The sequence below is a fragment of the Ramlibacter sp. genome, from assembly GCF_028292805.1.
Classification (GTDB): Bacteria; Pseudomonadota; Gammaproteobacteria; order Burkholderiales; family Burkholderiaceae_C; genus Ramlibacter.
The window spans coordinates 1-11,316 of record NZ_JAQGLS010000128.1 but is presented as its reverse complement, the minus strand read 5'-3'; the positions used below and the strand labels follow the sequence as shown (position 1 = coordinate 11,316).

The 11,316-nt window shown below is 68.6% G+C and carries 9 protein-coding genes; 4 read left to right on the top strand and 5 right to left on the bottom strand.

Annotated elements, in window-relative coordinates:
- The 3 genes from ileS to JWP65_RS07560 form a co-directional block, all read left to right on the top strand.
- A partial coding sequence (ileS, locus tag JWP65_RS07570; protein WP_299762265.1) for an isoleucine--tRNA ligase occupies positions 1-2,820 on the top strand: 2,820 nt, incomplete at its 5' end.
- On the top strand, positions 2,820-3,329 hold the full coding sequence (gene lspA / locus JWP65_RS07565) for a signal peptidase II (protein WP_299762264.1): 510 nt from the start codon (positions 2,820-2,822) through the stop codon (positions 3,327-3,329). The genes ileS and lspA, both read left to right, overlap by 1 nt.
- A gap of 56 nt (positions 3,330-3,385) precedes the next feature.
- Entirely contained in the window at positions 3,386-5,047 is a 1,662-nt protein-coding gene (locus tag JWP65_RS07560) for a Na/Pi cotransporter family protein (protein ID WP_299762261.1), read from the top strand.
- On the opposite strand, the gene JWP65_RS07555 is transcribed toward JWP65_RS07560, so the two are convergent.
- The 3 genes from JWP65_RS07555 to JWP65_RS07545 form a co-directional block, all read right to left on the bottom strand.
- On the bottom strand, positions 5,031-5,966 hold the full coding sequence (locus JWP65_RS07555) for a sugar kinase (RefSeq protein WP_299762258.1): 936 nt from the start codon (positions 5,964-5,966) through the stop codon (positions 5,031-5,033). The two genes, JWP65_RS07560 and JWP65_RS07555, sit on opposite strands and share 17 nt — an antisense overlap.
- 60 nt (positions 5,967-6,026) lie before the next feature.
- On the bottom strand, positions 6,027-6,419 hold the full coding sequence (locus JWP65_RS07550; protein ID WP_299762254.1) for a response regulator: 393 nt from the start codon (positions 6,417-6,419) through the stop codon (positions 6,027-6,029).
- Positions 6,420-6,539: 120 nt separating this feature from the next.
- Positions 6,540-7,523, bottom strand: coding sequence for a quinone oxidoreductase (locus JWP65_RS07545; RefSeq protein WP_299762252.1), 984 nt, complete (start codon positions 7,521-7,523; stop codon positions 6,540-6,542).
- Between the two features lie 95 nt (positions 7,524-7,618).
- Between JWP65_RS07545 and JWP65_RS07540 the strand changes: the two genes are divergently transcribed.
- Positions 7,619-8,521, top strand: coding sequence for a DMT family transporter (locus tag JWP65_RS07540; protein WP_299762249.1), 903 nt, complete (start codon positions 7,619-7,621; stop codon positions 8,519-8,521).
- A 1-nt stretch (position 8,522) separates the two neighbouring features.
- On the opposite strand, the gene JWP65_RS07535 is transcribed toward JWP65_RS07540, so the two are convergent.
- Positions 8,523-9,320 carry an SDR family oxidoreductase gene (locus JWP65_RS07535; protein ID WP_299762246.1) on the bottom strand — a complete coding sequence of 266 codons (798 nt, stop codon included), beginning with the start codon at positions 9,318-9,320 and terminating at the stop codon, positions 8,523-8,525.
- A 405-nt stretch (positions 9,321-9,725) separates the two neighbouring features.
- Positions 9,726-11,240, bottom strand: a complete 1,515-nt coding sequence (locus tag JWP65_RS07530) for a tripartite tricarboxylate transporter permease (protein ID WP_299762243.1) — start codon at positions 11,238-11,240, stop codon at positions 9,726-9,728.
- Positions 11,241-11,316 lie beyond the last annotated feature (76 nt).

Below are 11,316 nucleotides of genomic sequence, written 5' to 3'. Positions count from 1 at the left end.
AACCTGCCCGACACGTCCTTCCCGATGCGCGGCGACCTGCCCAAGCGCGAGCCGGGCTGGGTCAGGCAGTGGGAAGAGCAGGGCCTGTACAAGCGCCTGCGCGACGCTCGCCAGGGCCGGCAGAAGTTCGTGCTGCACGACGGCCCGCCCTATGCCAACGGCCAGATCCACATGGGCCACGCGGTCAACAAGATCTTGAAGGACATGATCGTCAAGTCGCGCCAGCTCAAGGGGCTGGACGCGGCCTACATCCCGGGCTGGGACTGCCACGGCCTGCCGATCGAGAACGCGATCGAAAAGAAGTTCGGGCGTAACCTGCCGCGCGACGAGATGCAGGCGAAAAGCCGCGCCTTCGCCACCGAGCAGATCGACATCCAGCGCACCGAGTTCAAGCGGCTGGGCGTGCTGGGCGACTGGGACCGTCCCTACCGCACCATGGACAAGGGCAACGAGGCCGACGAGATCCGCGCCTTCAAGCGGGTGGTCGAGCGCGGCTTCGTCTACCGGGGCCTGAAGCCCGTGTACTGGTGCTTCGACTGCGGCTCCTCCCTGGCCGAGTTCGAGATCGAGTACGCCGACAAGAAGTCGCAGACGCTGGACGTGGCGTTCAAGGCCCATGACCCGGCCCGGGTGCTGGCGGCGTTCGGCCTGCCGGCCGGCGCCGACGACGTGTTCGCCGTGATCTGGACCACCACTGCCTGGACCATCCCGGCCAACCAGGCGCTGAACCTGAACCCCGAGATCAGCTACGCGCTGGTCCAGACGCCGCGCGGCCGCCTGATCCTGGCCGAAGTGCTGGTCGAGAAAGCCTTGGCGCGCTACCAGCTCGAAGGCAAGGTGCTGGCCACCACCATCGGCAAGAACCTGGACGCGCTGCAGTTCCGGCATCCGCTGTACGACGTCGACCCGGGCTTCCAGCGGCTGGCGCCGGTCTATTTGGCCGACTACGCCACCGCCGAGGACGGCACCGGCATCGTGCACTCGTCGCCGGCCTACGGAGTGGAGGACTTCAACAGCTGCCTGGCGCACGGCATGCGCTACGACGACATCCTCAACCCGGTGCAGGGCAACGGCTCGTATGCCGTCGACTTCCCGCTGTTCGGCGGCGAGCACATCTGGAAGGCCGTGCCGCACATCACCGCCAAGCTCGACCAAGCGGGGCAGCTGTTGGCGACCGAGACCATCGTCCACAGCTACCCGCATTGCTGGCGCCACAAGACGCCGGTGATCTACCGCGCCGCCGCCCAGTGGTTCATCCGCATGGACCAGGGCGTTGGCGTGTTCACCAAGGACAAGGCGCCGGACACCTTGCGCAAGATGGCGCTGGCGGCGATCGAGGAAACCAGCTTTTTCCCCGAGAACGGCAAGGCGCGGCTGCGCGACATGATCGCCGGCCGGCCCGACTGGTGCATCAGCCGCCAGCGCTCCTGGGGCGTGCCGCTGCCGTTCTTCCTGCACAAGGACTCGGGCGAGCTGCATCCGAAGACGATGGAGATCCTCGACCTGGCGGCCGCCATGGTCGAAGCGGGCGGCATCGAAGCCTGGAGCAAGGCCTCCACCGAGGAGATCCTGGCCCAGGTCGGCGCCGGCGCCGACGCGCTGGCGTACAGCAAGAGCGCCGACATCCTGGAAGTCTGGTTCGACTCCGGCACCACCCACAGCACGGTGCTCAAGGGCTCGCACGCCGGCGCCGGGCACGAGAGCGGCCCCGAAGCCGACCTGTACCTGGAAGGCCACGACCAGCACCGCGGCTGGTTTCACTCCTCGCTGCTGACCGCCGCCGCCATGTATGGCCGCGCGCCGTACCGCGGCCTGCTCACCCACGGCTTCACCGTGGACAGCCAGGGCCGCAAGATGAGCAAGTCGATGGGCAACGGCATCGAGCCGCAGGTGGTGAGCAGCAAGCTGGGCGCCGAGATCATCCGCCTGTGGGTGGCCGCATCCGACTACTCGGGCGACATCGCCGGCGACGACAAGATCCTGGCCCGCGTGGTGGACGGCTACCGGCGCATCCGCAACACGCTGCGCTTCCTGCTGGCCAACGTCAGCGACTTCGACCCCGCCAGGGACGCGGTCCCGCTGGCCGAGATGCTGGAAATCGACCGCTACGCGCTCAGCCGCGCGGCGCAGTTCCAGGCCGAGGTGCTGGCGCACTACGAGGTGTACGAGTTCCACCCGGTGGTGGCCAAGCTGCAGGTGTACTGCTCGGAAGACCTGGGCGCGTTCTACCTGGACGTGCTCAAGGACCGGCTCTACACCACCGCCCCCGAATCGCTGGCCCGCCGCAGCGCGCAGACGGCGCTGTGGAACATCACGCACGCCATGCTGCGCTGGATGGCGCCCTTTCTCAGCTTCACTGCGGAAGAGGCCTGGAAGATCTTCGGCAACTCCGATTCGATCTTCCTGGAGGAGTACGCGGAGATCGGCGGCCCCGACGAGGCGGTGCTGGCCAAGTGGAACCGCATCCGCGAGATCCGCGACGTCGCCAACAAGCACATCGAGTCGGTGCGGACCGAGGGCAAGGTCGGCTCGTCGCTGCAGGCCAACCTGGCGGTGCGCGCCAATGCCGCCGACCTGGCCCTGCTGCGCTCGCTGGGCGACGACCTGAAGTTCGTGTTCATCACGTCGAAGGTCACGCTGGATGCGACGCCGTTGCGCGATGGCGAGCTGTCCATCACGGTCGACGCTTCCGCCGACACCAAGTGCGAGCGCTGCTGGCACTGGCGCAGCGACGTCGGGCAGGATCCGGCCCATCCGACGATCTGCGGGCGTTGCGTGAGCAACCTGCACGGCGCCGGCGAAGCGCGGGTGCACGCCTGATGGCCCGCAGCACCGCCTTTGGCGCCCCGGCCGCCGCCGGCTCCATGCTGCCCTGGCTGGCGCTGGCGCTGATCATCCTGATCGCCGACCAGTTCACCAAGGTGCTGGTCATGGGCTACTACCGGCTGGGCGACTCCACCTACGTGTGGCCGTTCTTCAACCTGGTGCGGGCCCACAACACCGGGGCGGCGTTCTCGTTCCTGGCCGCCGCCTCCGGCTGGCAGCGCTGGCTGTTCACCGGCATCGGCATCGTCGCCACGCTGTTCATCGTGTACCTGCTGCGCAGCCACGCCGGCCAGCGGCTGTTCTCGTTCGCGCTGGCCTGCATCCTGGGTGGCGCGGTCGGCAACGTGGTCGACCGGCTGCTGCACGGCTACGTGGTGGATTTCCTGCAGTTCCACTGGCGCGGCTGGTACTTCCCGGCCTTCAACATCGCCGACATGGCCATCACCATCGGCGCCGCCTGCCTGGTGCTGGACGAACTGTTGCGGGTGCGCAAGAGCCGCTGACGCGAGGGATTGCCCGGCCCCGGCCAGCCACGGCCGGGCGTATGATTCCCTCAAACATGAAGCATTTGTTGAACCTGCTGGCGGCCGTCGCGCTGCTGGTCTGGGGCACCTACCTCGTTCGCACCGGCATCCTGCGCGTCTTCGGCGCCAACCTGCGCCACGTGCTGGCCCGCAGCATCGACACCCGCCCAGCCGCCGCCCTCGCCGGCATCGGCGTGACCGCACTGGTGCAATCGAGCACAGCCACCGCACTGATCGTCTCCTCCTTCGTCGGACAGGGCCTGGTGGCGCTGCCGACGGCGCTGGCCGTGATGCTGGGCGCGGACATCGGCACCAGCTTGATGGCGGTGGTGTTCTCGTTCGACCTGTCCTGGTTGTCGCCGCTGTTCATCTTCGTCGGCGTGGTGCTGTTCATCTCGCGCCAGGCGGCGCCGGCGGGCCGCTTCGGCCGCGTGCTGATCGGCCTTGGGCTGATGCTGCTGGCGCTGCGGCTGGTGGCCGAGTCCACCGGGATCATGGTGCAGTCGCCGGCCATCAAGGCGCTGCTGCTTTCCTTGTCCAGCGACGTGCTGCTGGAGATCACGGTGGGCGCGGTGCTGGTGGTGGTCGCGTATTCCAGCCTGGCCATCGTGCTGCTGACGGCGACGCTCGCATCCACCGGCGCCATCCCGCTCGACGTGGCGGTTGGCCTGACGCTCGGCGCCAACCTGGGCAGCGGCCTGCTGGGCGTGCTGGCCACGGCCAGGTCCACGGTGGAAGTGCGTCAGGTGCCGATGGGCAACCTGCTGTTCAAGATCGTCGGCGTGCTGCTGGCGGCGCCGTTGGTGGGCCTGTGGCTGCGTCACGTGCGGCCCTACCTGGGCGACCCGGCCACGGTGGTGGTGCTGTTCCACCTGGGCTTCAACGTGCTGATCGGCGTGCTGTTCATAGCCTTCACCCACGTGGTGGCCCGCAACGTGGAGCGCTGGCTGCCCAAGCCCGACAAGAGCCTGGTGGCCGGGCGACCGCACCACCTGGACCCCTCCGCGCTGGCCACGCCGTCGCTGGCCATCTCCTGCGCCGCCCGCGAGGCGCTGCACCAGGCCGACATCGTGGAAACCATGATGGTGGGCATGCTGCGGGTGATCAAGGAGAACGACCTGCGGCTGGCGGGGGATCTGCGCAAGCTCGACGACACCGTCGACCAGCTCTATTCGGCGATCAAGTACTACCTGACCAAGATCTCGCGCGAAGCGCTGGGCGAGGAAGAAAGCCGGCGCTTGACCGACATCATCAGCTTCACCATCAACATGGAGCAGATCGGCGACACCATCGAGCGCATCCTGCTGGACATCGAAGACAAGAAGATCAAGAAGGCGCGCGAGTTCTCCGACGCCGGCATGGCCGAGATCTGCGAGCTGCACGCCCGGCTGATCGACAACCTGCGCCTGAGCATGAGCGTGTTCCTCAACGGGTCGCTGCGCGACGCCCAGAAGCTGCTGGAGGAGAAGGTGCGCTTTCGCGACCTGGAGCGCGCCTACGCCGGCACCCACCTGACGCGGCTGACCGAGAACACGGTCCAGAGCATCGAGACCAGCTCGCTGCACCTGGACCTGATCAGCGACTTGAAACGCATCAACTCGCACATCTGCTCGATCGCCTACCCGATCCTCGATTCGGCCGGCGTCCTGGCGCCCAGCCGGTTCCGGGTGCCGGAGCAGGTCAGCCGGCCGCAGTGACGGCGGCGAGGGCGGCGCGCACCTGCCCGCTGCGCGGGATCGGCGCCACCGCGCCATGGCCTTGCGTGGACAGCGCCGCGGCCACGCTGGCATAACGCCCCGCCGCCTCCAGCGCGTCGCCCGCCACCAGCCGCGCCAGCAAGGCGCCGCCGAAAGTGTCGCCGGCGCCGGTGGCGTCCAGCGGCCGGCAAGGATGCGGCTGCAGCCGCATCCGGCGGCCGCCCTCGGCCAGCAGGGCGCCCCGCTCGCCCAACTTCAGCGCCACCGTCCTGGCGCCCAGGTGCAGGCACCAGTCCACCAGCGCATCCGGGTGGTCCAGGCCGCTGAGCGCGGCGACGTCCTCGAAGCTGGGCAGGCAGATGTCGCAGCGGGCGATCAGCGCCTTGATCACGGCGCGGGCGCGGTCCAGCGGCCACAGCTTCAGGCGCAGGTTGGTGTCGAACGACACCATGACCCCCGCTTTCCGGGCGATCGCGATGGCGGCAAAGCAGGTGTCGCAGGCGCTGTCGGAAATCGCCGCGGAGATGCCGGACAGGTGCAGCACCTTGGCGCCCGCGATGCGGTCGGCCGGCAGGTCCTGCGGCCGCATGCGGCTGGCTGCGGAACCCCGGCGAAAGAAACTGAAGTGGTGGCCGCGCTCGTCGTGGTCGACGACATAGACGGCGGTGAAGGCATCGGCGTCGGTGCGCACGTCGGTGTGCGCCACCCCCTCGCGGTCCCACAGCTCGCGCAACATGCGGCCATAGACGTCGTCGCCGACCGCTGAAACGTAGGCCACGCGCGCGCCCTGGCGCGCCGCGGCGATGGCGGCATTCGAGGTGTCCCCCCCGAAGCCTTGCAGGTACAGCCGACCGGCGCGCTCGCCGGTCTGGTTGAACTCCACCATGGGCTCGCCCAGGGCGATGATGTCGACGCTCACGCGCTCTCCAGGTCGGCCGGGGCCCGGCCGTTGCGGCGCGATGATAGCCCCGGGAGTGCGCTAGGCGGCGGCCAGTCGCAGGCTCGGCTCGCGCCGCTGCAGGCAGTAGTCCACCAGCTTGTCGATTTCAGTCGACTTGTCGAACACGGCGTCGGCCCCGAGCTGCGCGCAGCGCCAGCGCACGTCGCGGGTAGCGTGGTTGCTCAGGACGACGACGCGCTGGCCGGGGCGGCGCTGGCGGATCGCCTCCACCACGTTCAGGCCGCTGCCCTCGCGCAGGAACAGGTCGACGATGGCCAGATCCCAGTCGTGGTGGGTGGCGAACCACCGCCTGCCTTCGTGCTCGGTTTCGCACGTGCCCAGGGACTCGACCTCGGCCAGCTCCTGCAAGGTTTCGATCAGGTTGTCCCGGATCGTCGGGCTGTCCTCGACGATATAGGCGCGAAACTTCATGGTGGATCCTTCCGGAAAGCCGGGACTTGCGGCTTCGTTGGAGCTGAATCTACCGGTGCCGGCCCAACCCGACTGCAAGCTGCCAAGCCAAGGGCTTGTAGGAAGGCATTGCTCAGTTCGTCACGGCATGAGGATGGTGCAGCCGGTCGTCTTGCGCGCTTCCAGGTCGCGGTGGGCCTGCGCCACTTCGGCCAGCGGGTAGCGCTGCTCGATGCGGATCTGCACCTGGCCGCCGGCGACCATGGCGAACAGGTCGTCGGCCATCCGCTGGGTGGCTTCGCGGGTGGCGATGTGGGTGAACAGCGTCTGCCGCGTCACGTAGATGGAGCCCTTGGCGCCCAGGATGCCGGGCGCGAACGGCGGCACCGGTCCGGAGGCGTTGCCGAAGCTAGCCATCAGGCCGAACGGCGCCAGGCAATCCAGCGACTTGTCCCAGGTGTCCTTGCCCACCGAGTCGTACACCACCTTGACGCCGCGGCCGCCGGTGATCTCCTTGACCCGCGCCGCGAAATCTTCCCTGTTGTAGTTGATGACGTGGGCCGCCCCCATCGACTTGGCCAGCGCGCACTTTTCGTCGCTGCCGGCCGTGCCGATCAGCTGCAGGCCCAGCGCCTTGGCCCACTGGCAGGCGATCAGGCCGACGCCGCCGGCGGCCGCGTGGAACAGCACGTGGTCGCCCGCCTGCAGGCCGCCTTGCGGCAGGGTGCGCTTGAGCAGGTACTGCGCCGTCAGGCCCTTGAGCATCATGGCCGCGCCGGTCTCGAAGCCGATCGCATCGGGCAGCTTGCAGACGCACTTGGCCGGCATCACCCGCGCCTGGCTGTACGCGCCGGGCGGGTGGCCGGCATAGGCGGCGCGGTCGCCCGCCTTCAGGTGCGTGACGCCCGCCCCGACCGCCTCGACCACGCCGGCGCCTTCCATGCCCAGCGTCAGCGGCATGGGCAGCTGGTACAGGCCGGAGCGTTGGTAGACATCGAGGAAATTCAGGCCGACGGCCTGGTGGCGGATGCGGATCTCGCCGGCCCCGGGCTCACCCACCTCCACGTCGACCAGCTCCATTTCCTCGGGCCCGCCGTGGCGGCGGATGCGGATTGCCTTGCTCATGATCGATGTCTCCTGTGGGGGTCGCGTTGCGCGGCGCCATCCTGCCACGAATTCGACAGGCTCGCGCGCGCCGCTCGGCTAAAGTCGTCGCTCCGATGCACCAGCGCCTGACGCTCTCGACCGCCCTGCTCCTGACCTTGCCCCCGCTGCTGTGGGCCGGCAACGCGGTCGTGGGCCGCATGGTTTCGGGTCTGGTGCCGCCGATCACGCTGAACTTCCTGCGCTGGGTGCTGGCCTTCGTGCTGCTGCTGCCGGTGGCCGGCTGGGTGCTGCGAACGCGCAGCCCCTTGTGGCCGCAGCTGCTGCGACGCTACGCGTTGCTGGGCTTGCTCGGCGTGGGCTGCTACAACTCGCTGCAGTACCTGGCGCTCAAGACCTCGACCCCGGTCAACGTGACGCTGGTGGGCTCCAGCATCCCGGTGTTCATGCTGGCGCTGGGTGCGCTGTTCTTCGGCCAGCGCATCACCGGCCGGCAACTGGCCGGCGCGCTGCTGTCGGTCGCGGGCGTGCTGCTGGTGCTGTCGCACGGCCACCCGGAGCGGCTGGCGCAGGTGCGCTTCGTGCCGGGCGACATCTACATGCTGTTCGCCACCGCCGCCTGGGCCTGGTACAGCTGGCTGCTGGCGCAGCCCAGTGACCCGCCGCAGATCCGCGCCGACTGGGCGGCCTTCCTGATGGCGCAGATCGTGCCGGGACTGCTGTGGTCCGGCCTGTTCACGGCGGCCGAATGGGGCGTCACCGATGCCAGCATCACATGGGGCTGGCCACTGGCCGCGGCGCTGGCCTTCATCACGCTCGGCCCCGCGATCCTGGCCTATCGCAGCTGGGGCCTGGGCGTGCAGCGGGTCGGGCCCAACGTCGCGGGCTTCTTTTCCAACCTCACGCCGGCCTTTGCGGCCATCTTCTCCGCCGCCTTCCTGGGCGAGCCGCCGCAGCCGTACCACGTCGTGGCGTTCCTGCTGATCGTCGGCGGGATCGTTGTGTCGTCGCGCCGCTGACTCAGTGGGCGCCCGGGTAGGCGCCGCCGTCGATCAGCACGTTCTGGCCGGTGATGTAGCCGGCGTGCGCGCTGCACAGGAAGGCGCAGGTGGCGCCGAATTCGCCGGAGTCGCCGAACCGGCGCGAAGGGATGGTCTTGAGCCGGTTCTGGCGGACCACGTCCATCGTCTGGCCGGTCTTCTTGACCGCGCCTTCCATCGTCCCGCGCAGGCGGTCGGTGTCGAAGGCGCCGGGCAGCAGGTTGTTGATGGTGACGTTCTTGCCCGCCAGGGCGCTGGTGCGGGCCACGCCGGCCACGAAGCCCGTCAGGCCGCTGCGGGCGCCATTGGACAGCCCCAGGATGTCGATCGGCGCCTTCACCGCGCTGGAGGTGATGTTGACGATGCGCCCGAAGCCGCGGGCCGCCATGCCGTCGACCGTGGCCTTGATCAGCTCGATCGGCGTGAGCATGTTGGCGTCCACCGCCTTGATCCAGGCCTCGCGGTCCCACTCCCGGAAGTCGCCCGGCGGCGGGCCGCCGGCGTTGGTGACGACGATGTCCCAGTCACGCCGCATCGCGAACACGCGCTCGCGGCCTTCCACGGTGGTGATGTCCGCCGCCAGCGTCAGCACCTCGGTGCCAGCCGGCACCTCGGCGTCGGCACGCAGCCGCGCCGCGGCAGCCTCGAGCGCCTCCGTGCCGCGCGCCACCAGCAACACGTGCGTGCCTTCGCGCGCCAGCGCCTGCGCGCAGCCCAGACCCAGTCCCTTGCTGGCGCCGCAAACCAGCGCCCACTTGCCGGCGATGCCGAGGTTCATACAATGCCTGCCTTCCAAATGAATGTCCCGCGGATGATACGCATCGCACGGACTTCACGCCGCCGCGGCCGCCCCGGCTGACTGGCCTGCCCGCAGCCTGGCCACGTTGCCGGCGCAGGCCCCGTCACCCGCAGCAACGAGCGGCAAAGCCGTCCGCGGCCGGGGCGCGCAAGCCCCTGGCCCAGGCCCAGCCGAACCCGGCTGCCGTGGCAGCCATGGAAGCCCTTGCGCCGGAGCGAGGCGCAGGCGCGCTCGCACCGACGCCGTAGCGGTACGACAGCTTGACGATGATGGCCTGGACGCTGAAGCCGTCGGGGCGCGGCGGGACCGGCCATCGGAAGGGACGATCGTTGCGCAACGGAAAAGGCGCCCCGAAGGGCGCCCTTGATGTGGCCGGAAGGACCGTCAGACCTCTTCCTGGAACGCCACCTCGCGTTTGCTCTTGACGGCCGGCAGCATCACGATGATCACCAGCAGCAACGCTGCAGCCAGCAAGCCGGCCGACAGCGGCCGCGTGACCAGCACGCTCCAGTCGCCGCGCGAGAGCAGCAGCGCCCGTCGCAGGTTCTCCTCCATCATCGGGCCGAGGATCAGGCCGAGCAGCAAGGGAGCGGGTTCGCAGCCCAGCTTGATGAAGGTGTAGCCGATCACGCCAAAGATCGCCACCATCCAGATGTCCCAGGTGTTGTTGTTCGTGGAGTACACGCCGATGGCGCAGAACAGCACGATGGCCGGGAACAGCCAGCGGTAGGGAATCGTCAACAGCTTGATCCAGATGCCGATCAGCGGCAGGTTCAGAATCACCAGCATCGCGTTACCGAGCCACATCGAGGCGATCAGGCCCCAGAACAGCTGCGGGTTGCTGGTCATCACCTGCGGGCCCGGCTGAATGTTGTGGATGGTCATGGCGCCGACCATCAACGCCATCACGGCGTTGGGCGGGATGCCCAGCGTCAGCAGCGGGATGAACGAGGTCTGCGATCCGGCGTTGTTGGCCGACTCGGGGCCCGCGACGCCACGGATGTTGCCTTTGCCCAGCGCAATCTCGCCCGGCTTGAGCTTGATTTTCTTTTCGATCGTATAGGCGGCAAAGGCCGACAGCAGGGCGCCACCGCCCGGCAGGATGCCCAGTGACGAACCCAGCGCCGTGCCGCGCAACATTGCGGGAAGCATGTGCTTGAAGTCCTGCTTGGTCGGAAACAGGCCGGTGACCTTGGCAGTGAACACTTCGCGCTCGCTCTCGTGCTTGCCCAGGTTGCTGATGATCTCGCCGTAGCCGAACACGCCCATGGCGATCACGATGAAGCCGATGCCGTCGGTCAGTTCGGGGATGTCGAACGAGAAGCGCGCGACGCCCGAGTTGACGTCGGTGCCGATCAATCCCAGCAGCAGGCCCAGGATGATCATGCCGATGGCCTTGATCAGCGAGCCCGAGGCCAGCACCACGGCGCCGACCAGGCCCAGCACCATCAGCGAGAAGTATTCGGCCGGGCCGAACTTGAAGGCCACCTCGGTCAGCGGCGCGGCGAAGGCCGCCAGAATCAGGGTGCCGACGCAGCCGGCGAAGAACGAGCCGATGCCCGCCGCGGCCAGCGCCGGGCCCGCGCGGCCCTGCCTTGCCATCTGGTAGCCGTCCAGGACTGTCACTACCGACGACGACTCCCCTGGCAGGTTGACCAGGATGGCGGTGGTGGAGCCGCCATACTGCGAGCCGTAGTAGATGCCGGCCAGCATGATGAGGGCCGACACGGGCGGCAGCGCGTAGGTGGCTGGCAGCAGCATCGCGATGGTGGCCACCGGGCCGATGCCAGGGAGGACGCCAACCAGCGTGCCCAGCAGGCAGCCGATGAAGCAGTACAAGAGGTTGATCGGCGTGAAGGCCACGTCGAAGCCGATCGCAAGATTGGTAACGAGATCCATAGTGCTCTTCCGCTCAGCGGGTCAGGAAAGAAGGCCAGACCGGGAACTGCAGGTTCAACAGCAGGATGAACGCGCA

Excerpts from the sequence above, each read along its gene's own strand:
- JWP65_RS07540 (WP_299762249.1), top strand. The coding sequence starts at position 7,619 with ATGCACCAGCGCCTGACGCTCTCGACCGCCCTGCTCCTGACCTTGCCC.
- JWP65_RS07550 (WP_299762254.1), bottom strand. The coding sequence starts at position 6,419 with ATGAAGTTTCGCGCCTATATCGTCGAGGACAGCCCGACGATCCGGGAC.
- JWP65_RS07560 (WP_299762261.1), top strand. The coding sequence starts at position 3,386 with ATGAAGCATTTGTTGAACCTGCTGGCGGCCGTCGCGCTGCTGGTCTGG.
- JWP65_RS07530 (WP_299762243.1), bottom strand. The coding sequence starts at position 11,240 with ATGGATCTCGTTACCAATCTTGCGATCGGCTTCGACGTGGCCTTCACG.
- lspA (WP_299762264.1), top strand. The coding sequence starts at position 2,820 with ATGGCCCGCAGCACCGCCTTTGGCGCCCCGGCCGCCGCCGGCTCCATG.
- JWP65_RS07535 (WP_299762246.1), bottom strand. The coding sequence starts at position 9,320 with ATGAACCTCGGCATCGCCGGCAAGTGGGCGCTGGTTTGCGGCGCCAGC.
- JWP65_RS07545 (WP_299762252.1), bottom strand. The coding sequence starts at position 7,523 with ATGAGCAAGGCAATCCGCATCCGCCGCCACGGCGGGCCCGAGGAAATG.